The organism is Solimonas soli DSM 21787 (assembly GCF_000474945.1).
In the GTDB taxonomy this organism is placed as follows: domain Bacteria; phylum Pseudomonadota; class Gammaproteobacteria; order Nevskiales; family Nevskiaceae; genus Solimonas; species Solimonas soli.
This window is the reverse complement of sequence record NZ_AXDW01000001.1, coordinates 99,743-121,755: the sequence shown is the minus strand read 5'-3', so window position 1 is coordinate 121,755 and position 22,013 is coordinate 99,743. Positions and strand designations below refer to the sequence as shown.

Here is a 22,013-nt window from a genome sequence, read left to right as displayed (position 1 = left end):
AACGATCAGGGGAAGTTCATGAAGTCCTTCATCAGGGCGCTCGGCCTCGTCGCCGCGCTGTCGCCGATGTCCTCGTTTGCCGGTCTCTATGTCGGCGCCTCCGGACTGAAAGCGGATCGCAGCGATTATTCCGACGTCGATCCGGCCTATGGCGGCAAGGCGTATCTCGGCTACCGCTTCTCGCCGGTGCCGATCATGCTCGAAGCGAGCTACATCGATACCGGCGACGCCGATGTCGACGGCGGCATCAAGATGAATTTCAGCGGCTATACGCTCGGCGCCGGCTATTTCCTCGAACTGACGCCGAAAGGCTCGGGACTCTGGCTGCGCGGCGCCTGGTACAGCGGCGATACCGAGATCAAGGTGCCGGCCGGTTCGCTTCCGCAGGACCCCGGCGCATACGGCACCGCCAAACAATCGAGCGACGGCGGCAGCCTCGGCCTCGGCCTCGTGTGGAAGCTCAGCGACTGGTTCGGCCTGCGCCTCGAATACGAAACCCTGTTCGGTCCGAAGGACTTCGCCGACGACAAGGACATCGGCATTCTCAGCGCCGGCCTGATGCTGGAGTTCGGCCACGGCGGCCGCACATCGTCCGCGCGACGCGCGGATGTCGACTACGGCTACGTGGCGACCCCCGCACCCGCACCCGAACCGGCGCCGGTCTACGCGCAGCCGGCGCCGCCTCCCGCACCGACGCCGGTGCCGGTGCCAGCGCCGGCCGCGAGCGACACCCGCGCGGCGCAACCGCTGCCGCTCAAGCTGCAGCCGCGCAGTGACGCGAGCACGGTCGTCGTGCTGCCGGCCGGTGCCGGCTACCAGAGCCTGCAGCGTATCCACAACAGCGAGGGCGACTGGTCCTTCGTGCAGTACGACGGTCGTCGCGGCTGGCTGCACGAAGATGCGGCGCGCTGAAGCGCGCCGCTTTCAGAACGCTTCGCCGACCTGGAAGTAGACGCCGGCGCTGTCGCGGCCGAAGCCGAGATCGAGGCGCACGTTGACGCGCGGCTTGAACATGAAGCGGTAGCCGGCGCCGAAGCTCGGCAGCCAGTGCTCGCCGAGATCGCCGGGGCGAGGCGCCAGCGTGCCGGCGCCGGCCCACAGCGTCATGCCGTGCCGCCATGCGAACTGGTGGCGCCATTCGAGTTGCGTGCTGACGACATCGCGGTCGCGGTAGCGGCCGTTGTAGTAGCCGCGCATGCGCGCGTCGTTGCCGAGCGCCGGCAGCAGGTTCCAGGGCACGTCGCCGCTGCGGAAATCGCCGTACAGCTCGAAGGCGAGGATGCTGCGCGCGTCGAGCGCCTGATAGAGCGCGTAGCGCGCGGTGAGCGCGTCGAAGCGTTCCTCGCCGCCGAAGGCCGGCGCGTAGGCGGCATAGTCGAGGCTCAGCACCTGGCCGCGCGCCGGGTTCGGCGCGAAGTCGCGCGTGTCGTGCAGCAGATGCGCACTGAGGCCGGAGGCGAAGTCGGAGCGACCGGCCGGCGTGGCGAGGATGGCATTGGCCTGGCCGTCCTCGAGCTGGCTCGCGTGCATCTGCACGACGCTCCAGCCGAGGCCGGCCCAGGTCGCCGGCGCGATGCGCGCGAAGCCCTTCGGCCAGAGACCGAAGCCCTGCGCCGTGTATTCCTGCCAATGGTCGTCGCGGCCGGCGGCGTAGCCGACGCCCCAGAACCGGCTCGGCTCGTTGCTCAGCGAGCCGTCGACGAACAGGCGCCAGCGGTCGCCGTCGAAGTAGCTGTAGTCGTCGAACTTGATGCCGACCACGCCGGTGACGCTGGCGTAACCCATCAGCGTCAGCGAGGACAGCGGCGTGGTCTTTTCCTGATCGGCGCGGTAGAGGCCGACCAGCGCGACGCCGATGCCGAGGCTGGTTTCCGGCATGTAGAACGGGCCGGGCAGCACGCCCCAGTCGACGCTCTTGCTCTCGTCGATCTGCTGGCCGCCGCCGAGCTTGTCGAGCAGGGCGTCGATGCGCTCGCGGTCGGGCAGCCAGCCGGCACCGGCGGGCGCGGCGAAGCCGGCGCTCAGCAGCGCAGCGAGCGTGGCGGCGACGGCGGGCCGGCGCGTCATGCCGGCGCGCGGCGCGCCGCTTCGTCCGGCGTCGCGGCGGCGATCGACAGCGCGTGGATGTCGCTCGTCATCAGTTCGCCGAGCGCGGCGTAGACGGCGCGATGCCGCGCCAGCGGCGGCATGCCGGCGAACGCCGCCGCGACGATTTCGACGCGGAAATGCCCGCGGCCGCTCGCCGCGCCGGCGTGGCCGGCATGCGCGGCGCTGTCGTCGATGACCTGCAGCGCGGTCGGCGCGAAGGCACTCTGCAAGGCGGCGCGGATGCGCTCGACGCGACCCCCACTGCGAACCGTGTTCACTTCGGCAGGGTTTTCACGAACGGATAGACGTTCACCTGCGCGTAGACGCCGGCGTGCACGAAGGGATCGTCCGCCGCCCAGGCCCGCGCCGCTTCGAGGCTCTCGAACTCGGCGACGACCACGCTGCCGGAGAAGCCGGCGTCGCCCGGGTCGCTCGAATCGATGCGCGGCCGCGGGCCGGCGAGCACGAGACGCCCCTGTTCCTGCAAGCGCTCGAGCCGCGCGAGATGCGCCGGGCGGTGGGCGCGGCGCCTGGCGAGGCTGTCGGGCACGTCGTCGGAAATGATCGCGTAGAGCATGCGCGCGGCTTACTCCTGCGGTAGATAGCGCTTGAGGAACGGCGCGTGGCCGACGAGAAAGACGAACATCAGCGCGGTGAAGCCGAAGGTCTTGAACTTGACCCAGGCCGCTTCCGAGAAGTTGTATGCCACATAGAGGTTCAGCACGGCGCAGAACGCGAAGAAGACCGCCCAGGCGAAATTCACCTTGCGCCAGACCGCGTCCGGCAGCTCGATGGTCTTCTGCGGCAGGCGCGCGAGCAGCACCTTGTCGCCGATCACGTGGCTGCCGAGCAGGACGAGCGCGAACACCGCGTAGACGGCGGTCGGCTTGAACTTGATGAAGCTGGCATCGTGCACGTACAGCGTCAGGCCGCCGAGCACCAGCGCGACCAGGGCGGTGACGAAATGCGCCTTGTGCAGGCGTTTCTCGCGGAACCAGTACCAGGCGACGAGCGCGAACATGGCGACGATCAGCACGGCGGTGGCGGCGTAGATGCCGTAGGCGGCATAGGCGCCGAGGAACAGCAGGGCCGGCAGAAAATCGATCAGGGCGTTCATGCCGGCATTGTAGCGTCGCACCGGCGGCGGGCGCTCCGCTTGCGGGGCTAGAATGGCGAGTCCCCAGAACCGAGTGCGCCGTGGCCGAATGGATCGAGCTGCATCCCGTCAACCCGCAGAAGCGCCTGCTCGGACAGGTCGCGCAGCGCATCCGCGAGGGTGCGGTCGTCGCCTATCCGACCGATTCCTGCTACGCGCTCGGCTGTCATCTCGACGACAAGGACGCCGCCGACCGCCTGCGCCGCATCCGCGACTTCGACCGCCATCACCAGTTCACGCTGGTCTGCCGCGATCTTTCCGAGATCGCGACCTACGCGCGCGTCGACAACCGCCAGTTCCGCCTGCTCAAGCAGCTGACGCCCGGTCCGTACACCTTCATCCTGGCGGCGACCAAGGAGCTGCCGAAGCGCGTCGCGCACGAGAAGCGCAAGACCATCGGCATCCGCGTGCCGGATCACGTCGTCGCCCAGGCCCTGCTGGAAACCATCGACGAGCCGCTGATCTCCTGCACCCTGCAGTTCCCCGGCGACGACGAGCCGGTCAATGCGCCGCAGGACCATCGCCAGCAGCTCGACCATCTCGTCGACATCGTCATCGACGGCGGCCCCTGCGGCACGGTGCCGACCACGGTGCTCGATCTGTCCGAGGACGGCGTGCGCGTGGTGCGCGAGGGCAAGGGGCCGGTCGACGCGCTGGGGCTCTGAACGCGCGCGGGTCACCGATCGGCGAGGCCGGCGCAGGTGCCGCCCGATATAATGGCCGAATGCCGATCGAACTCACTCTGGTCCAGAAGATCGCCGTCTGGGCCCTGCCGGTCATTTTCGCCATCACCGTTCACGAGGCGGCGCATGGTTTTGCGGCGCGCGCGCTGGGTGACCGTACCGCGCAGATGCTGGGGCGCCTGAGCTTCAATCCGATACGCCACATCGACCCGGTCGGCACGATCCTCGTGCCGGGGCTGCTGTTGCTGCTCGGCGGTTTCCTGTTCGGCTGGGCCAAGCCGGTGCCGGTCGACTACCGCAATCTCAAGCATCCGCGCCGCGACATGGCGATCGTCGCCGCCGCCGGTCCCTTGTCGAACGGCCTGATGGCGGTCGGCTGGGGGCTGCTGCTGAAGCTGGCGCTGGCGGTCGGCGCGGATGCTGGTATCTGGATGGCCGTGCGCTACATGGCCGTCGCCGGCATCGTCATCAATCTGGTGCTGATGGTGCTGAACCTCCTGCCGCTGCCGCCGCTCGACGGCGGCCGGGTACTGACCGGCCTGCTGCCGGCGCGCGCCGCCTACCAGTACGCCAAGCTCGAGCCCTACGGCATGTTCATCCTGCTCGGCCTCGTGCTGGTTCCGGGCCTGCTCGGCGCCATCCTGTACTGGCCGCTGTCGATCGCCGAATACGTTCTCTATTCCCTGCTCGGCATGACGTCGAGCGATGTCCTGATGTCCGGCTCGTGAACACCGCAAACCCGAAACCCGCTGCCACCAAGCCGGTGGTCCTGTCCGGCATCCAGCCGTCCGGCCGTCTCACGCTCGGCAATTACCTCGGCGCGCTGAAGAACTGGGTGCCGTTGTCCGAGCAGTACGACTGCTACTACATGCTGGTCGATCTGCACGCGATCACCGTGCGCCAGGACCCGGCGGTGCTGCGCGAGCGCTGCTACGAGTTCCTCGCGCTGTACATCGCCTGCGGGCTCGATCCCGCGAAGAACACGCTGTTCGTGCAGAGCCATGTGCCGGCGCACGCGCGGCTGTCCTGGGTCCTCAACTGCTACACGCAGATGGGCGAGCTGAACCGCATGACGCAGTTCAAGGACAAGAGCGCCAAGCATGCCGACAACATCAACGCCGGTCTGTTCGATTACCCGGTGCTGATGGCGGCCGACATCCTGCTGTACCAGGCCAGGCAGGTGCCGGTCGGCGACGACCAGAAGCAGCACCTCGAACTGACACGCGACGTCGCGCTCCGCTTCAACAATCTCTACGGGCAGGTGTTCACCGTGCCGGAGCCGATGATCCCGCCGGTCGGCGCGCGCATCATGGGCCTGCAGGAACCGACGAAGAAAATGTCGAAGTCGGACGACGCCGAAACCAATGCCCTGTACCTGCTCGATCCGCCGGACGTGATCACGCGCAAGCTCAAGCGCGCCGTCACCGATCCCGGCAACGAGATCCGCTACGACATCGCCGAGAAGCCCGGCGTGTCGAACCTGATGTCGATTCTCGCCGCGGCGAGCGGCCAGTCGTTCGAGGCGATCGTCGCGCAGTACAACGGCCAGGGCTACGGCAAGTTCAAGCAGGCCTGCGCCGATGCGGTCGTCGCCTGCCTGGAGCCGGTGCAGCAGAAGTACCGCGAGGTGCGCGAGGACATCGACGGCCTGCGCCAGGTCCTGCGTGCCGGCGCCGAGGCGGCTTCGGCGAAGGCCGACGCAACCCTCAGGCAGGTGCACGACGTTCTCGGCTTCATCCCGGAATGACGATGGCCGTGCTGCCGATCCGCGCCGACGACCTGCGCCTGATCGCGATCCTCGACGGCGGCACGCCCGCCTTCTGCGCCGGCGAGATGCCGGCGGCGGCGCGCGACGTGCTCGAAGGCACGGCGCTGCGCTACGCCGACGAGGGCTTCACGCCGCCGTGGATCGGCTATCTCGCGCTGTGCGGCGGCGAGATCGTCGGCAGCTGCGCCTTCGTGACGCCGCCGCGCGACGGTGTGGTCGAGATCGCCTTCCAGACCTTCGAGCATCACGAGGGACGCGGCGTCGCCACGGCGATGGTGCAGCGCCTGCTCGGCCTTGCCTACCGCAACGCGCCGTCGTCGACGGTCGCCGCGCGCACGCCGGCGCGGGAAGGCGCGGCGACGCGCGTGCTGCGCAAGCTGGATTTCCGCTTGCGCGACTGCCTGCGCGACCCGCAGGATGGCGTCGTCTGGCTTTGGCAGCGGGGCGTGGCGGCATGATCGACGAAGCGCAGGAAGCGGCGGCGGAGGGCGCGGTGGTCGCGCCGGATGTCAGCAAGCTGCCGAAGGTGCACGGCCGGGCCCTCGACAAGATGCCCGAGGATCTCTACATCCCGCCGGACGCGATGGAGGTCTTCCTCGATGCTTTCGAAGGCCCGCTCGACCTGCTGCTGTACCTGATCCGCAAGCAGAACCTGAACATCCTCGACATTCCGGTCCTGAAGATCACCCAGCAGTACATCCAGTACATCGAGCTGATGCGCGACATGAAGCTCGAACTGGCCGCCGAATATCTGGTGATGGCGGCGCTGCTCGCCGAGATCAAGTCGCGCATCCTGCTGCCGCGGCCGCCGCCGGAAGAGGCGCAGGAGCAGGGCGATCCGCGCATGGAGCTGGTGCGCCGCCTGCAGGAATACGAGCGTTTCAAGACCGCCAGCGAGGAGATCGAGAAGCTGCCGCGCATCGGCCGCGATCTGTACCTCGCGCAGGCGCGTCCGGAGATCATCCCGACGACGACGCAGCTGCCGATGCCGACGCTGCGCGAACTGGTGCTGGCCTTCCGCGACATCATGGAACGCGCCGCACTGTTCAAGCATCACGAGGTGTCGCGCGAGCCGCTGTCCGTGCGCGAGCGCATGACGCACATCCTCTCGCGCATCCAGCAGGGACCGGCCCGGCTCGACCAGCTCGTCGATCCCGAGGAAGGCCGCCTCGGCGTCGTGGTGTGCTTCCTCGCCATCCTCGAGATGGCGCGTTCGGCGATGCTCGACATCGAACAGCAGGGGCCGTTCGCGCCGATCCTCGTCATGCAGGCGCGGCCGCGACCGGCCGCGCTCGAAGAAGAAACCGAACAGGAGTCGCCGACGTGAGCGAAACCGTCGACAGCCAAGCCGACCTCGACATCCAGAACACCGCCGACGAGCGCATCGCCCAGCTCGACCGCATTCTCGAAGCGATCCTGCTCGCCTCCGAGCAGCCGCTGCCGACCGAGCAGCTGCAGCGCATGCTCGGCCACGAGCTTGGCGTGACGAAGAAGGACATCCGCGAGGCGCTCGCCAAGCTCAACGAGGATCTGGCGACGCGCGCCGCCGAGCTGGCCGAGGTGTCGAGCGGCTGGCGCATCCAGGTCAAGCGCGAGTATGCCGAGTGGGTCGGCAAGCTCTACCAGGAAAAGCCGCCGCGCCTGTCGCGCGCGCTGCTCGAGACGCTGGCGCTGATCTGCTATCGCCAGCCGATCACGCGCGGCGAGATCGAGGACGTGCGCGGCGTCGCGCTGTCGCCGAACATCATCCGCACCTTGCTCGACCGCGGCTGGATTCGCGAAGTCGGCGTCAAGGAAGTGCCGGGCCGGCCGTCGCTGTTCGGCACCACGCATCAGCTGCTCGACGACCTGAACCTGCGCACGCTCGACGATCTGCCGTCGCTGCCGGAGATCAAGGACCCGCAGCAGCTGGAGACGGCGCTCGCGCGGCTCGGCGAGCAGCTGCACGAGCCGCACGCGCTCGAAGCGCCGCAGGGCGACCTTGCCGGCGACGACGAAGCGCGCGAAGCGGGCGCGGTCGTGCCGGAAGCGGCGCCGGATGATGGTGTCGTCGATCGTGACGCCGTCGCGTCGGATGCGCCGGCAGCGGACCAGGACGAGCAGCGCTAAGAGCGCACATCAAAACGAGTTCCCTCTCCGGCGACGAATGTCGGCGGGAGAGGGTCAGGGGGCGATGCCCGTCGCATCTCTCGCTCTGCCAAGCCCTCGCCCCAAGCCTCTCCCATGTCCATGGGGAGTCGAACTTTCAGGAACGTCGGGAGGACGTGCCATGAGTGAACGTATCCAGAAACTGCTGGCCACCGCCGGCGTTGCATCGCGTCGCGAGATCGAGCGACTGATCGAGGAAGGCCGCATTCTCGTCAACGGCCGACCGGCCGAGGCGGGCCAGCGCGTCGATCACAATGACCACATCCGCGTCGACGGCCGCGCGATCTCGCTCAAGCGCAAGGCCGATCCGGCGCGCCTGCTGATCTACAAGAAGCGCGTCGGCGAACTCGTCACGCGCGACGATCCCGAAGGCCGCCGCACGGTGTTCCGCAAGCTGCCGCGCCTCGAGTCCGGGCGCTGGATCGCGGTCGGTCGCCTCGACATCAACACCTCCGGCCTGCTGCTGTTCACCAATCACGGCGAACTGGCGCGCCGCCTCACGCATCCGAGTTTCGAGATTCCGCGGACCTACGCGGCGCGCGTGCTCGGCACGGTCGACGAGGCGGTGATCGCGCGCTGGACGGCCGGCGTCGAACTCGACGACGGCATGGCGCGCTTCGAGCGCGTCGAGCGGTCCGAGAGCGAGGACGGCGAGGGTGCCAACCAGTGGTTCCACGTCAGCGTGCGCGAGGGCCGCAACCGCCTCGTGCGTCGCCTGATCGAGTCGCAGGGCCTGCAGGTCAGCCGCCTCATCCGCATCAGCTATGGCCCCATCGAACTCGGCCGTGGCAACAAGTCCGGCACGGCGCGCGAGGCGACGGCGGCCGAGCTGCTCGCGGTGCTCGACGCGGTCGGGCTCACGGAAGCCGAAGCCGGCCTCGAGACGCGCAAGTCCGGACCCGGCGGCAAGCCGCCGGCGCGCGGCGCCGGACGGTTCGTGCCGCCGTCGCGCGGGCCGCGCTTCTACGACGACGATGACGACGAAGAGGACGACGAGGACGACGAGGACGAGCGTCCGCGCCGCGCGCCGCGCGCCGCGCGTCCGGCGTCGGGCGGCGGTCGGCCGTCACGCGACGGCGCGGCGCGCAAGACGCGCGACGATGCGCGCGGCGGCAAAGCGCAGGAGCGTTCCGGCGCCCGTCCGCCGGCCGCCGCCGCCGCAGGGCGGCGCGAGGCACGTGCCGATCAGGGTCGCGGCGGCCGCGGCGCCAAGGGCGCGGCGCGCGCTGCCGGCGCTGGCGGCCGGGGCGAGGGCGACGCGCGTGGCGGCCGGTCGCCGGCGCGCTTCGCCGGTGCGGGCGAGGGCCGCGATGCCGGCGGTCGCGAAGGGCGTGCGACGGCGGCGCGGCGCGGCGGCGATGCGCGGCCCGCCGCGCGTGGCGAACGGCAGCTCGCGGATCGCGGCAAGCCGGCCGGCGCGCGGCCGGCGCGCGGCGCCGGTCCGCGCCCGGCCGGCAGGAAGCATCCGCCGCGCACGCGGCGCTGAGCGTCAGTGGCGCGCCGCGGCCGCGCTCAGAAGCGCTCGCCGCTGACGCCGCGGCTGTCGGGGCCGAACAGCCAGAGCAGTGCCGGCGTGGCCGTTTCCGGCAGCGGCGACTGCTCGATCAGCTCGCCGGGATAGCCCTTGAGGCGCACGCCGCTGCGCAGCGGGCCCGGATGGAAGGTGTTGATGCGCAGCTGCGGATGCGACTGCAGCTCCGCGGCCCACATCTGCGCCATCTGTTCGATGCCGGCCTTGGCGATGCCGTAGGCGCCGGCGAAGGGACGCGGCTCGCGGCCGGGGCGGTCGCTGACGAAGACCACGGAAGCGTCCGGCGACTTGATCAGCAGCGGCAGGCAGTGCCGCGTCAGCGAAAACGGCGCGGTGAGATTGACCTGCAGGCTCTCGACCCATTCCTTGGGTTCGAGATCGTAGAGCGGCGTGAAAGCCTTGAAGTGCGCGGCGCCGTGCAGGATGCCGTCAAGCCCGCCGAACTCGCGCTCGATCGTGCTGGCCAGCTCGAAGTAGTCGGCCCAGGTCGCGCCGGCGAGATTCATCGGGTAGATCGCGGCGCCGCCGCCGGCCGCGCCGATCTCGTCGTAGACCGCTTCCAGCTTGCTGATCGTGCGGCCGAGCAGGATGACGGTCGCACCGTGTCGTGCGAGCGCCAGGGCGGCGGCCCGGCCGAGGCCGTCGCCGGCACCGGTGACGAGGAGATGCCGGCCTTTGAGCAGGTCGGCGGCGGCTTGGTAGGCGGCGGGAATGACGGCCATTCTGGAGAAGAGCGATCGCGTTCGGGCACGCGCGGCGCGTGCGGGGCGCGCAGGGTACATCATGATGCGCGGCCATGCCGCGCCGGCAGCACGCGCGGCCGTGCCGCGTCGCCTCAGGCCTCGCGCTCCGCGCCGTCGCTCGGGCGCGGCGTCAGCCAGCGTTCGACGGCCGGCGGCGTCAGCGTGGCGCGGCAGGCGAGGCCTTCGGCGTAGTCGCCGCCCAGTTCGTCGACCAGCCGGCGCTGCGCGTCGCTGTCGACACCGGCATAGACGAGGCGCAGCTTGAGCATGGCCGCCAGCTCGACCAGCTTGCGCAGGACGTCGCGCGCCAGCGGCTCGCGCGCGGCGCGCTCGATCAGCGTCGGTGCCAGGCGGTACTCGTCGAGCGGGAAATACAGCGCCGACAGCGCCGACGCGCCGGGACCGCCGACGCCGCTCAGCGCCAGGCCGACGCCGGACTGCCGCAGGCCGGCGAGCTGCGCGCGCTGCGTCGGGCTGGCCTGCAGCAGCGCCGCCTCGCTGAATTCGAGCACGAGCGCGGCGCCGGGCAGGTCGTGCGAGCGCAGCATGCGCTGGATCAGATCGTGGAAGCCGAGTTCGCGGATCGCCGCGTCCGGAAGGCGCAGCACGAGCTGCAGCTCGCGCGTGCCGCCTTCGCGCCAGCCGCTCAGGCGGGCGAGGCCCTCGCGCAGCAGCCAGGTCGTCAGGCCGTGCACGAGGCCGACGCGATCGGGCAGATGCAGGAAATCGGCTTCGTTCAGCCGCCCCCGGCGCGGGTGCTCCCAGTACGGGATCAGGCGCAGGCGCGGCGGCAGGCCCGCGCGCAGCGGCTGCTGCGGCTGGTAGTCGTCGCCGAGCCCCTCGTTGTACAGCGCGCCGTGCAGCTCGGCGGTCAGGCGCGAGACTTCGGTGCGCGCGTCCTCGAACGCGGGATCGTAGACGAGGTAGTCGCGGCGCGCGGCGATCGCCGCGTACTTCGCCGTCTCGGCGTGGCGCAACAGGGTTTCGCCGTCCGGGCCGTGCGCCGGATAGAGCGCGATGCCGATGCTGGCGCGCAGCGAGAAGGCGCTGCGGCCCATGGTGATCGGCACGTCGAGCGCCAGCTGCAGGCGGCTGGCGTAGTGGCGCGCGGCGGCTTCGTCCGCGGCCGTGGCCAGCAGGATGCCGAAGTCGTCGTTGCCGAAGTGCGCGAGCACGTCATCCTCGCCGACCACGCTGCGCAGCCGCTCGCCGAGCTGCGAGATGTACTGCGCCGCCGCCGTCTCGCCGTGCGCCTGCGCGATCTCGTGGTAGTGCTCGGTGCCGAGTACCAGTACCGCGAAGTTGGCCGCCGCGCCGCCGCCGCGCGCAGCCGGACGATTCAGCTGCCGGTTGATGGCGCCGAGCAGGGCGTGGCGGTTCGGCAGGCTGCCGAACTGGCCGGGCACCGCCTGCCGGCTCAGCTCGTAGTGCAGGCGATTGGCTTCGTCGCGCAGCTCGCGCGTTTCGTCGAGCACCATGGCGCCGGCCTGGTACGACATGACGCTGCCGATGTACTGGCCCCAGAGCAGGAAGGCGATCGGCATCAGGTCGAGCAGCCACAGCGCCGGGTTTTTCTGCTGCACGGCGAGCATGCCGTCGAGCGTGTATTCGTCGAACTCGTACTGGCAGCTCAGCAGGGTGGCGGCGACGATCGCCAGCGTCGCCACGCCGAGGCCGATCCAGGCATAGCGGTTGGCGCGTCCGCGCAGCAGCCGCGCCATGGTGTCGAGGCTTTGCAGACCGCCGCGATTCGGGGAACGCCAGGCCATGCGCTGTCCGTCCTTACGCCGCCGCGCGCAACCACGCGGCGATGTCGCGCGGCGTGCCGGCGATGCGCTGCGCGCCCCAGTCGCCGATCGGCGCGTCGGCGCCGAGATAACCCCAGTCGGCGGCGATGCTCGGCATGTCGGCGGCCTGCGCGGCGGCGATGTCGCGGCGGTCGTCGCCGACGTACCAGCAGGCCTGCGGCGGCAGTCCGAGGCGCTCGCAGGCGCGCAGCAGGGCGTCGGGCGCCGGCTTGGGGCGGGCGACCTGGTCGGCGCTGACCACGCAGTCCGCGCGCAGGCGCAGGCCTTCGACCAGCGGATCGGTCAGCCAGGCCGGCTTGTTGGTGACGATGCCCCAGGAGAGGCCGCGCGCGGCGATCGTCGCCAGCAGCTCGTCCATGCCGTCGAACAGCGTCGTGTGCCGCAGCAGATTGTCGCGATACAGCGCGAGCAGGCGCTCGGCGCGCTGCGCGTAGTCGGCATGCTCGGGCGTGATGCCGAGGGCCTTGCCGAGCAGGCCGCGCGCGCCGGCCGAGGCGACCGGCCGGTAGTCGGCGAGCGGCAGCGTCGGCAGGCCGAGTTCGGCGCACACGAGATTCGCGGCGTGGCCGAGATCGGGCGCGGTGTCGGCGAGCGTGCCGTCGAGATCGAACAGCACGGCGCGCGGCAGGGCGAGCGCGTCGGTGGCGCGGGCGATCGTCATTGCGGCTTCCTGCAATGCATGAAGTAGTTGACGTCGATGTCGTCGGACAGGCGCGCCGATTTCAGCAGCGGGTTGTAGCGCAGGCCCTTCATGCCGACGACCTCGAGGCCGGCGGCGCGCGCCCAGGCGGCGAGCTCGGACGGGCGAATGAACTTCTCGTAGTCGTGCGTGCCGCGCGGCACGAGATTGAGCAGGTATTCGGCACCGAGCACGGCCAGCGCGAAGGACTTCGGATTGCGGTTGATGGTCGAGAACACCAGGTCGGCGCCGGGCCTGGCGAGCGCCGCGCAGGCGGCGATCACCGAGGCCGGGTCGGGCACGTGTTCGAGCATTTCCATGCAGCAGACCAGATCGAAGGACGCCGGCCGTTCGGCGGCCAGGGCCTCGGCGCTGATCTGCCGGTAGTCGAGCGTGAACTGCGGCGGCGTGTGGCCGGATTCCAGGCCATGCAGCCTGGCGACGTCGATCAGCTCGGCGGCCATGTCGATGCCGAGCACCTCGGCGCCCTCGGCCGCCAGCGCCTCGCTGAGCAGGCCGCCGCCGCAGCCGATGTCGACGGCCGTCTTGCCGCGCAGGCTGCCGGCGCACTGCGCCAGATAGCGCACGCGCGGCGGATTGATCTGATGCAGGGTCGCCATCTCGCCGCGCGGATCCCACCACTGCGCGGCGAGCCGCTCGAAGTTGGCGATCTCGCGCGTGTCGACGTTGGCCTGCGCTGCCGGTTCTGCGTTCATGGCGTGCTTCATGTCGTGCTCAGGGGCGGATCTTCTGCTGCCATTCGCCGGCCTTGGCGATCACGGCGGTTTCGTCGAGCGTGGTCAGCCGGCGGTCGCGCAGCAGCGGCCGGCCGGCGACCCAGACGTCGCTGACCTGTTCACGGCCGACCGCATAGGCGAGCTGCGAGAGGACGTTGTACACCGGCTGGGTCGCCGCGGCGCTGAGATCGACGGCGATGAAGTCGGCGGATTTGCCGGCGACCAGCGAGCCGATCTCGGCCTCGAGGCCGAGCGCGCGCGCGCCGCCGAGCGTCGCCGCGCGCAGCGCCGTCGGCGCCGACAGCGCCCGCGTGTCGCCGCTGACGGCCTTGGCGAGCAGGGCCGCCGTGCGCAGCTCGCCGAACAGATCGAGATCGTTGTTGCTCGCTGCGCCGTCGGTGCCGATGCCGACGTTGGCGCCGGCCGCGAGCAGCTTGCCGACCGGCGCGAAGCCGCTGGCCAGCTTGAGATTCGATTCCGGGCAGTGCGCGACGTGCACGCCGTATTCGGCGACCTCGGCGATCTCGGTGTCGCTCAGCTGCGTCATGTGCACGGCGATGAAGTCCGGGCCGAGCAGTTCCAGTTCCTTGAGCCGCTGCCAGGGCCGCTTGCCGGTGCTGGCCAGCGCGGTCTCGACCTCGTGCGCGGTCTCGTGCACGTGCATGTGAATGCCGATGCCCAGTTCGTTGGCGTAGCGGCGCAGCTTGAGCAGCGGCGCGTCCGACACCGTGTACGGCGCGTGCGGCGCGAACATCGTGCGGATCAGCGGCGCGTCGCGCAGCGCGTCGTGCAGTTCGAGGCCCTTGTGGATGTAGTCGTCGGCGCCGCTGCCCCAGGCGGTCGGGAAATCGAAGACGACGAGGCCGACGGTCGCGCGCAGGCCGGCCTGCTGGGCGACGCGCGCGGTCGCGTCCGGGAAGAAATACATGTCGTTGATGCAGGTCGTGCCGCCGCGGATCATCTCGGCGCAGGCCAGGCGCACGCCGTCTTCGCAGAACGCCGCGCCGACGTGCGCGCCCTCCGCGGGCCAGATGTGGTTCTGCAGCCAGTCCATCAGCGGCAGGTCGTCGGCGATGCCGCGCAGCAGGCTCATCGCCGCATGCGTGTGCAGGTTGACGAGACCCGGCATCAGGGCGTGCTGCGGCAGCGCGACGCTCTGCCGCGGCGCGTAGCGCGCCCGCGCCTCGGCCAGCGGCAGCACGGCGGCGATGCGCCCGGCGTCGACGACCAGCGCGTGGTCCTCGAGCACCAGGCCTTCGGGTTCGATCGGGATGAGCCAGCGCGGCGTGACCAGCAGGTCGACGGTCTGCATGAAGGGAGGAGAAAGGCGTGGGCGGATAGAATGTCGGCCCGAAGTTTAACCGAGCCCGCCATGTCCGCCCTGCTGACGCCCGCGTCGCGCAACGCCGCCGCCCGTTCGAACGTGAGCCCGATCATCTGGGACGGTGACCAGCTGCGCCTGCTCGATCAGCGCGTGCTGCCGCACGAGGTGCGCTACATCGCCTGCCGCGGCGCCGCCGACGTCGCCGAGGCGATCCACGGCATGGCGGTGCGCGGCGCGCCGGCGATCGGCATCGCCGCCGCCTACGGCATGGTTCTGGCGCTGCGCGCCGACCGTGATTCGCTGGAGCGCGCCTTCGAGACGCTGGCCGCCTCGCGGCCGACCGCGGTCAACCTGCGCTGGGCGCTGGAGCGCATGCGCGGTGCCTGGCTGAAGCAGCCGGATCTCGCTGTTTTCGAGGCCGAGGCGGTGCGCATCCACGACGAGGATCTGGCGCAGAACCTGAAGATGGGCGAACTCGGTGCGGCGCTGATCGGCCCCGGCGCGCGCGTCGTCACGCATTGCAACACCGGCGCGCTGGCGACCGGCGGCCACGGCACCGCGCTCGGCGTGATCCGCAGCGCCTACGCGAAGCATCACATCGAGCTCGTCTACAACACCGAGACGCGGCCCTGGCTGCAGGGCGCGCGGCTGACGGCCTGGGAACTGCAGCAGGAAGGCATTCCGGGCAAGCTGGTCGCCGACGGCGCCATCGCGCACCTGATGAGCCGCGAGACGATCGACTGGGTCATCGTCGGCGCCGACCGCATCGCCGAGAACGGCGACACCGCCAACAAGATCGGCACCTACGCGCTGGCGGTCGCCGCGAAGCAGCACGGCGTCAGGTTCATGGTCGTCGCGCCGAGCTCAACCTTCGACCTGCGCTGCCGCGGCGGCGCCGACATCCCCATCGAGGAGCGCACGGCGAGGGAGCTGACGGAGTTCCGCGGCGTGCCGGTCGCGCCGGAGGGCTACGACGCCTTCAACCCGGTGTTCGACGTGACGCCGGCGGCGCTGATCGACGCCATCGTCTGCGAGCACGGCGTGATCGAAAAGCCCAATCGCGAGCGGGTCCGCGCGGTCCTAAAATAAGGCCGTTCGCGAAGTCCGGCGGGGCGGCCGAAAAGCGCTGCCAAGCCCTCGTCCGTGCTAGAATTTCCGGGTCCATAAGAGCTTCGTCCAGAGCCGCGCGAGCGGCGCTGCGCAAGAGCTTCTCTCCGCCGTCGAAAACGAGTGCAGAACCGTCGCGCGCAGCCGGGCGCCCAGCCCCTGCCGTGACTCCGACAAAGACCGCCAATGACCGACTTCGCCAAGGAAATCCTCAGCGTCAATCTCGAAGACGAGATGCGCCGTTCGTATCTCGACTATGCGATGAGCGTGATCGTCGGGCGCGCCTTGCCCGACGCGCGCGACGGCCTCAAGCCGGTGCACCGCCGCGTGCTGTACGCGATGAAGGAACTCGGCAACGACTACAACAAGCCGTACAAGAAGTCGGCGCGCATCGTCGGCGACGTCATCGGTAAGTACCATCCGCACGGCGACACCGCCGTCTACGACACGATGGTGCGCATGGCGCAGGATTTCTCGATGCGCTACATGCTGGTCGACGGTCAGGGCAACTTCGGTTCGGTCGACGGCGACATGCCGGCGGCCATGCGCTACACCGAAGTGCGCATGTCGAAGCTCGCCCACGAACTGCTCGCCGACATCGACAAGGAAACCGTCGATTTCCAGCCGAATTACGACGCCTCCGAGAGCGAGCCGACGGTCCTGCCGACGCGCATTCCGCATCTGCTCGTCAACGGCGCCGCCGGCATCGCCGTCGGCATGGCGACCAACATCCCGCCGCACAATCTCTCGGAAGTCATCGACGGCTGCGTGGCGCTGATCGACGACCCGGCCATCGATCTCGCCGGCCTCATGAAGCACATCCCGGCGCCGGATTTCCCGACCGCCGGCCTCTTGCTCGACGCCGCCGGCCTCGCCGAGGCCTACGCGACCGGCCGTGGCCGCATCGTCGTGCGCGCGCGCACGCATTTCGAGGACATCGGCGGCAAGGGCAGCGACAAGCAGGCGATCATCGTCACCGAGCTGCCGTACCAGGTGAACAAGGCGCGCCTGCTCGAGAAGATCGCCGAGCTGGTCAAGGACAAGAAGATCGAGGGCATCACCGAGCTGCGCGACGAGTCGGACAAGTCGGGCATGCGCATGGTGATCGAGCTGCGCCGCGGCGAGAACGCCGACGTCGTGCTCAACAACCTGTTCCGCCAGACGCAGCTGCAGGACAGCTTCAACTTCAACATGGTGGCGCTCGACAACGGCCAGCCGCGCCTGCTGTCACTGAAGCAGCTGCTCGAAATCTTCGTGCGCCATCGCCGCGAAGTCGTCACCCGCCGCACGCGCTACCTGCTGCGCAAGGCGCGCGAGCGCGCGCATGTGTTAGAAGGCCTGTCGGTGGCGCTGGCCAACATCGACGAGATCATCGAGCTGATCCGCCGCTCGCCGACGCCCGCCGAGGCCAAGGCCGGGCTGATGTCGCGCGTCTGGAACCCGGGCCCGGTGACGGCGATGCTGGAGCGCGCCGGCGGCGATGTGTCGCGGCCGCAGGATCTGGCGCGCGAGTTCGGCATCGTCGACGGCGGCGAGCATGGCCTGGGGTCGCCCGGCCAGCCGGGCTACCGGCTCTCCGAGGCCCAGGCCCAGGCGATCCTCGATCTGCGCCTGCACCGGCTCACCGGCCTCGAACAGGACAAGATCCACGCCGAGTTCCAGGAGCTGATCGAGTCTATCCTCGACTACCTCGACATCCTCGGCTCCGAGGCGCGCCTGCTGTCGGTGATCCGCGGCGAGCTTCTGGAGATCAAGCAGGCCTACGGCGACAAGCGCCGGACCGAGATCACCGACGCCGCGCTGAACATCGCGCACGAGGATCTGATCGCGCCGCGCGACATGGTGGTGACCTTGTCGCACGAGGGCTACGTCAAGGGCGTGGCGCTCGACGAGTACCAGGCGCAGAAGCGCGGCGGCCGCGGCAAGATCGCGGCGACGACCAAGGACGAGGATTTCGTCGATCGCCTGTGGGTCGCGCATTCGCACGACACGCTGCTGTGCTTCTCCAGCCTCGGCAAGTGCTACAAGCTGCGCGTGTTCGAGCTGCCGTCCGGTTCACGCGGTTCGCGCGGCAAGCCGTTCAACAACCTGCTGCCGCTGGAATCCGGCGAGAAGATCAACGCCGTGCTGCCGGTCAAGGGCTTCGGCGTCGAGGACGAGAATGCCGAGGCCGCGGTCGAAGGCGTCGAGCGCGGTCCGTACATCTTCATGGCGACCCGGCGCGGCACGGTCAAGAAGACGGCGCTGGCGGCGTTCCAGAACGTGCGCAGCAACGGCATCATCGCCGTCGATCTGCGCGTCGACGACGAACTGGTCGGCGTGGCGCTGACCCATGGCGACAACGACATCATCCTGATTTCCGACGCCGGCCGCGCGATTCGCTTCCATGAAGGCGACGTGCGCGCGATGGGGCGCGGCGCGACCGGCGTGCGCGGCATGCGCCTGCTCAAGGCCTTTGCCGGCAGCGAAGAGGAGAACGGCGTCGAGGAGGCGGTGGAGCTTGCCGATGCCGGCGACGACAACGGCGACGGCGCTCGCGTGATCGCGCTGATCGTTGCCGAGGCCGGCGACATCCTCACCGTGTCGGAGCTCGGCTACGGCAAGCGCACGCCGATCGACCAGTTCCCGCGTCGCGGTCGCGGCGGCCAGGGCGTCATCGGCCAGGCGCTGTCCGACAAGACCGGCCGCCTGATCGGCGCCGTGACGGTCGACGACAATCACGAGGTCATGCTGATCTCGGAGTCCGGCGTGCTGATCCGCTTCAAGACCACCGACGTGCGCACCATGGGCCGCAACACGCAGGGCGTGCGTCTGATGCGCCCGCAGGACGGCGACCGGCTGGTCGGCGTCGACCGCATCCTGGCCGAGGACGACGACGAGCTGGTCGCCGAGGCGGTGGCGGCCGCCGGGGCCGGCGACACGCCGCCGGCGGACGTTGCGGGCGGGGAAGGCCCGGCAGCGGAATAGACCGGACCGGACGGCGCCCAGCGGGCGCCGTTTTCGTATGGGCCGGCTGCGCATGAGCCGCGCACGGGGTCCGGACAGGGCACTTGAAATCGTTTGACGATAAGCGCTTACCTTACACCATTCATGCCGCCATATTTACTAACAGGTCATGTTAGGTTAAAGTCCGGCGCCATGAATTTCAGCGTTCACCTCGATGATGAAACGGTCGATCGCCTCAACCAGGCGGCGGCGCGGGTCGGCTTGACCCGCAATCGCGTCATCACGCTCGCCGTGCAGGATTGGCTGGCGCACAACGAGGAGAAGGATTGGCCGGCGGCGCTGAAGCGCCACTTCGGCAATCCGGCGCCCGAACTGGCCGAGGACACGCTCGATTTCCAGGCCTGGCGCGAAGCCTTGCCGGAGGCGGCGCAGGTCCGCTGGTGAAGGGCCGATGAAATACCTGCTCGATTCCGACGCCATCGCCGCCGCGATCAAGGGCCGCCTGCCCGTGGTGCTGAAGCTGCAGGCGCTCCGACCGAGCGACGTGGCGGTATCGGTGATCGGCGCGGCGGAAGCGGAGACGGCGCTGCGCCTGAACCCGCGCGCGCAGGCGCGCTACGGCAAGTTGCTGAAGGAGTTCCTGCAGAGCGTGCAGGTCCTGGAGCTGGGCGCGGCGGAAGCGAAGCAGGCGGTGACGCTCGGCGTCTACCTGCAGGCCGCCGGCGAGAAGATGGCGCCGCTCGATCTGTGGCTCGCCGCCACGGCGGTCGCGCGGCAACTGGTGCTGGTCACGGATCGGAAATCGACGTTCGCGTCGGTGCCGAACCTGGAAGTGGAGCGCTGGGCCTGAGCCGGCGTGCCATCGATTAAAGACATTGCGGTTCAAGCAGAGGAAGAGACATGAAACGAGTCGTGAACTTCAGCGCCGGTCCGGCGACCTTGCCCTTCGAAGTCCTGCAGCAGGTGCAGGCCGAGCTGCTCGACTGGCAGGGCTCGGGCATGTCGGTGATGGAGATGTCGCATCGCGACAAGGAGTTCATGAGCATCGCGCAGGCCGCCGAGGCGGATCTGCGCGAGGTCGCCGGCATCCCGGCGAACTACAAGGTGCTGTTCCTGCAGGGCGGCGCCACCGGCCAGTTCAGCTTCATCCCGATGAACCTGCTGCGCGGCAAGCAGAGCGTCGATTTCGTGCTGACCGGGGACTGGGGCAAGAAGGCGGCCAAGGAAGCGGCGCGCTATGCCAAGGTCAATGTCGCGGCGAGCAGCGAAGCCGACAAGTTCACCCACATTCCCGATCGCGCCGGCTGGAAGCTCGACCCGAACGCGGCCTACGTGCACGTGACCTCGAACGAGACGATCCACGGCGTCGAGTTCGCGGCCGACCCGGATACGGGCGCGGTGCCGCTGGTCGCCGACATGTCGTCGAACATCCTGTCGAAGCCGTTCGATGTGTCGAAGTACGGCCTGATCTACGCCGGCGCGCAGAAGAACATCGGCCCGGCCGGCGTCACCATCGTCATCGTCCGCGACGACCTGATCGGCCAGACGCTGCCGAACACGCCGGGCATCTTCGACTACAAGCAGATGGCCGACAACGAGTCGATGCTCAACACGCCGCCGTGCTTCGCCTGGTACGTGTCGGGCCTGGTCTTCAAGTGGATCAAGGCCAACGGCGGTCTCAAGGCGATCGGCGAACGCAACGCCAAGAAGGCCGAGCTGCTGTACGGCTACATCGACGCGCAGGACTTCTACAAGAACCCGGTCGCCAAGGCGGACCGCTCGCGCATGAACGTGCCGTTCGTGCTCGCCAACGCCGAGCTCGATGCCGACTTCCTCAAGGGCGCCAAGGCGGCCGGGCTGAACGGCCTCAAGGGGCATCGCTCGGTCGGCGGCATGCGCGCGTCGATCTACAACGCGATGACGCTCGAAGGCGTGCAGCAGCTCGTCGATTACATGAAGGAATTTGCCCGCACGCGCGGCTGAGCCGGAACCAGCCGAGTGCCTTGAATGGCACTCGGCCCGGCGAACGCCCGGCCAGGGATGGCCGGGCAGGGGCCGGATCAAGAGACAGAGTCGCGGCAGGGATGCCGCCGCACAGCAATCAGGAATAAAGCCATGTTCAAGATCCAGACCCTCAACAACATCTCCGTCAGCGGCCTCGAACGCCTGCCGCGCGAGCGCTTCGAGATCGCTTCCGAAATCTCCAACCCGGACGCGATCCTCGTGCGCTCGGCCGACATGCACAAGCTTGAGATCCCGGCCTCGGTGAAGGCCATCGGCCGCGCCGGCGCCGGTACCAACAACATCCCCGTCGCCTTGATGAGCAAGCGCGGCGTGCCGGTGTTCAACGCGCCGGGCGCCAACGCCAACGCCGTCAAGGAACTGGTGCTGGCGTCGATGTTCCTCGCCGCGCGCAACATCCCGCAGTCGCTCGACTTCGTGAAGAAGCTCGACGGCGACGACAAGGCCATGCACGAGGCCGTCGAAGCCGGCAAGAAGAAGTTCGTCGGCTTCGAGCTGCCGGGCCGCACGCTGGGCGTGATCGGTCTCGGCGCGATCGGCGTCAAGGTGGCGAATGCCGCGCTCGAACTCGGCATGACGGTCTACGGCTACGATCCGGCGATGACGGTGCAGAACGCCTGGCAGCTGAACTCCGGCGTGCGCCAGGCATTGTCGGTCGACGATCTGGTCAGCAAATCGCAGTTCATCTCGGTGCACGTGCCGCTGCTCGACGCGACGCGCGGCCTGATCAATGCCGAGCGCATCAAGCTGATGAAGAAGCAGGGCGTGATCCTCAATTTCGCGCGCGATGCGATCGTCGACGAAGCGGCCGTCATCGAGGCGCTGAACGCCGGCCATCTGCACGCCTACGCCTGCGACTTCCCGTCGAACGCGCTGAAGGGTCATCCGAAGGTCATCGCCACGCCGCATCTCGGCGCCTCGACGGGCGAGGCCGAGGACAATTGCGCGGTGATGGTCGCCGACCAGATCCGCGAATTCCTCGAACTCGGCACGATCCGCAATTCGGTGAACTTCCCGGAAGCGCAGATGCCGCTGCTGCCGGGCAAGACGCGCCTGTGCATCGTCAACGAGAACGTGCCGAACATGGTCGGCCAGATCTCGACGGCGCTGGCCAAGCGCCAGCTCAACATCGCCGACCTGCTCAACAAGTCGCGCGGCGACCTCGCCTATACGATCGTCGACCTCGACCAGGCGGTGCCGGCCGACGCGGCGCAGGAGATCGCCGCGATTCCGGGCGTGCTGGCGACGCGCGTGATCGCCGCGCGCTGAGGCG

23 protein-coding genes are annotated in these 22,013 nt (G+C 69.4%); 14 read left to right on the top strand and 9 right to left on the bottom strand.

From position 1 onward, the window contains the following. The first annotated feature begins 18 nt into the window (after positions 1-18). Positions 19-912: an outer membrane beta-barrel protein gene (locus K344_RS0100590; RefSeq protein WP_157622695.1), complete on the top strand. Its 894-nt coding sequence runs from the start codon at positions 19-21 to the stop codon at positions 910-912. 12 nt (positions 913-924) lie between these two features. Here the strand turns inward: K344_RS0100590 and K344_RS0100585 are convergent, their stop codons facing one another. From K344_RS0100585 to K344_RS0100570, 4 genes are read right to left on the bottom strand one after another with little or no spacing between them, the layout of a single operon-like run. Beyond that, on the bottom strand, positions 925-2,067 hold the full coding sequence (locus tag K344_RS0100585; RefSeq protein ID WP_028079051.1) for a BamA/TamA family outer membrane protein: 1,143 nt from the start codon (positions 2,065-2,067) through the stop codon (positions 925-927). Then, a complete protein-coding gene (locus K344_RS0100580; protein ID WP_028079050.1) occupies positions 2,064-2,366 on the bottom strand; it encodes a BolA family protein in 303 nt (100 codons plus the stop codon). The genes K344_RS0100585 and K344_RS0100580 overlap by 4 nt, the downstream gene beginning before the upstream one ends. Continuing rightward, entirely contained in the window at positions 2,363-2,665 is a 303-nt protein-coding gene (locus K344_RS0100575; protein ID WP_028079049.1) for a YciI family protein, read from the bottom strand. The genes K344_RS0100580 and K344_RS0100575 overlap by 4 nt, the downstream gene beginning before the upstream one ends. Positions 2,666-2,674: 9 nt before the next feature. Next, positions 2,675-3,205 (bottom strand): septation protein A, encoded by a 531-nt coding sequence (locus K344_RS0100570; RefSeq protein ID WP_028079048.1) that lies wholly within the window; start codon positions 3,203-3,205, stop codon positions 2,675-2,677. An 80-nt stretch (positions 3,206-3,285) separates the two neighbouring features. On the opposite strand from K344_RS0100570, the gene K344_RS0100565 reads away from it, so the two are divergent. The 7 genes from K344_RS0100565 to K344_RS22685 all read left to right on the top strand — a co-directional run bounded on the left by K344_RS0100565 (position 3,286) and on the right by K344_RS22685 (position 9,329). Then, positions 3,286-3,909 (top strand): L-threonylcarbamoyladenylate synthase, encoded by a 624-nt coding sequence (locus K344_RS0100565; RefSeq protein ID WP_028079047.1) that lies wholly within the window; start codon positions 3,286-3,288, stop codon positions 3,907-3,909. Between the two features lie 59 nt (positions 3,910-3,968). Then, positions 3,969-4,655: a site-2 protease family protein gene (locus K344_RS0100560; RefSeq protein ID WP_028079046.1), complete on the top strand. Its 687-nt coding sequence runs from the start codon at positions 3,969-3,971 to the stop codon at positions 4,653-4,655. After that, a complete protein-coding gene (gene trpS / locus K344_RS0100555) occupies positions 4,652-5,674 on the top strand; it encodes a tryptophan--tRNA ligase (RefSeq protein WP_028079045.1) in 1,023 nt (340 codons plus the stop codon). The genes K344_RS0100560 and trpS overlap by 4 nt, the downstream gene beginning before the upstream one ends. Positions 5,675-5,676: 2 nt before the next feature. Next, entirely contained in the window at positions 5,677-6,153 is a 477-nt protein-coding gene (locus K344_RS19425; RefSeq protein ID WP_051361722.1) for a GNAT family N-acetyltransferase, read from the top strand. Next, entirely contained in the window at positions 6,150-7,022 is an 873-nt protein-coding gene (locus K344_RS0100545; RefSeq protein ID WP_028079044.1) for a segregation and condensation protein A, read from the top strand. Before K344_RS19425 ends, K344_RS0100545 begins: the two co-directional genes overlap by 4 nt. Next, positions 7,019-7,804: an SMC-Scp complex subunit ScpB gene (scpB, locus tag K344_RS0100540; protein WP_028079043.1), complete on the top strand. Its 786-nt coding sequence runs from the start codon at positions 7,019-7,021 to the stop codon at positions 7,802-7,804. Before K344_RS0100545 ends, scpB begins: the two co-directional genes overlap by 4 nt. Positions 7,805-7,964: 160 nt before the next feature. Then, positions 7,965-9,329: a pseudouridine synthase gene (locus K344_RS22685; protein WP_051361721.1), complete on the top strand. Its 1,365-nt coding sequence runs from the start codon at positions 7,965-7,967 to the stop codon at positions 9,327-9,329. 26 nt (positions 9,330-9,355) lie between these two features. Here the strand turns inward: K344_RS22685 and K344_RS0100530 are convergent, their stop codons facing one another. From K344_RS0100530 to K344_RS0100510, 5 genes are all read right to left on the bottom strand, one after another. Then, positions 9,356-10,096, bottom strand: a complete 741-nt coding sequence (locus tag K344_RS0100530; protein WP_028079042.1) for an SDR family NAD(P)-dependent oxidoreductase — start codon at positions 10,094-10,096, stop codon at positions 9,356-9,358. A 113-nt stretch (positions 10,097-10,209) separates the two neighbouring features. Then, on the bottom strand, positions 10,210-11,886 hold the full coding sequence (locus tag K344_RS0100525; RefSeq protein WP_028079041.1) for an EAL domain-containing protein: 1,677 nt from the start codon (positions 11,884-11,886) through the stop codon (positions 10,210-10,212). Between the two features lie 13 nt (positions 11,887-11,899). Beyond that, the gene (locus K344_RS0100520; protein WP_028079040.1) at positions 11,900-12,586 is read right to left on the bottom strand and encodes an HAD family hydrolase; all 687 of its coding nucleotides are present in this window, start codon (positions 12,584-12,586) and stop codon (positions 11,900-11,902) included. Then, a complete protein-coding gene (gene ubiG / locus K344_RS0100515; protein WP_028079039.1) occupies positions 12,583-13,320 on the bottom strand; it encodes a bifunctional 2-polyprenyl-6-hydroxyphenol methylase/3-demethylubiquinol 3-O-methyltransferase UbiG in 738 nt (245 codons plus the stop codon). Before ubiG ends, K344_RS0100520 begins: the two co-directional genes overlap by 4 nt. Before the next feature lie 19 nt (positions 13,321-13,339). Next, positions 13,340-14,653: a TRZ/ATZ family hydrolase gene (locus K344_RS0100510; RefSeq protein ID WP_028079038.1), complete on the bottom strand. Its 1,314-nt coding sequence runs from the start codon at positions 14,651-14,653 to the stop codon at positions 13,340-13,342. Between the two features lie 60 nt (positions 14,654-14,713). On the opposite strand from K344_RS0100510, the gene mtnA reads away from it, so the two are divergent. From mtnA to K344_RS0100480, 6 genes are all read left to right on the top strand, one after another. After that, positions 14,714-15,754 carry an S-methyl-5-thioribose-1-phosphate isomerase gene (mtnA, locus tag K344_RS0100505; protein WP_051361720.1) on the top strand — a complete coding sequence of 347 codons (1,041 nt, stop codon included), beginning with the start codon at positions 14,714-14,716 and terminating at the stop codon, positions 15,752-15,754. A 204-nt stretch (positions 15,755-15,958) separates the two neighbouring features. After that, on the top strand, positions 15,959-18,739 hold the full coding sequence (gene gyrA, locus K344_RS0100500) for a DNA gyrase subunit A (protein ID WP_028079036.1): 2,781 nt from the start codon (positions 15,959-15,961) through the stop codon (positions 18,737-18,739). Positions 18,740-18,910: 171 nt separating this feature from the next. Then, on the top strand, positions 18,911-19,162 hold the full coding sequence (locus tag K344_RS0100495; RefSeq protein ID WP_028079035.1) for a ribbon-helix-helix protein, CopG family: 252 nt from the start codon (positions 18,911-18,913) through the stop codon (positions 19,160-19,162). A gap of 7 nt (positions 19,163-19,169) precedes the next feature. Further along, positions 19,170-19,568 carry a PIN domain-containing protein gene (locus K344_RS0100490; RefSeq protein ID WP_028079034.1) on the top strand — a complete coding sequence of 133 codons (399 nt, stop codon included), beginning with the start codon at positions 19,170-19,172 and terminating at the stop codon, positions 19,566-19,568. Between the two features lie 50 nt (positions 19,569-19,618). Further along, on the top strand, positions 19,619-20,701 hold the full coding sequence (gene serC / locus K344_RS0100485; protein ID WP_028079033.1) for a 3-phosphoserine/phosphohydroxythreonine transaminase: 1,083 nt from the start codon (positions 19,619-19,621) through the stop codon (positions 20,699-20,701). 132 nt (positions 20,702-20,833) lie between these two features. Then, on the top strand, positions 20,834-22,009 hold the full coding sequence (locus tag K344_RS0100480; protein ID WP_028079032.1) for a phosphoglycerate dehydrogenase: 1,176 nt from the start codon (positions 20,834-20,836) through the stop codon (positions 22,007-22,009). Positions 22,010-22,013 lie beyond the last annotated feature (4 nt).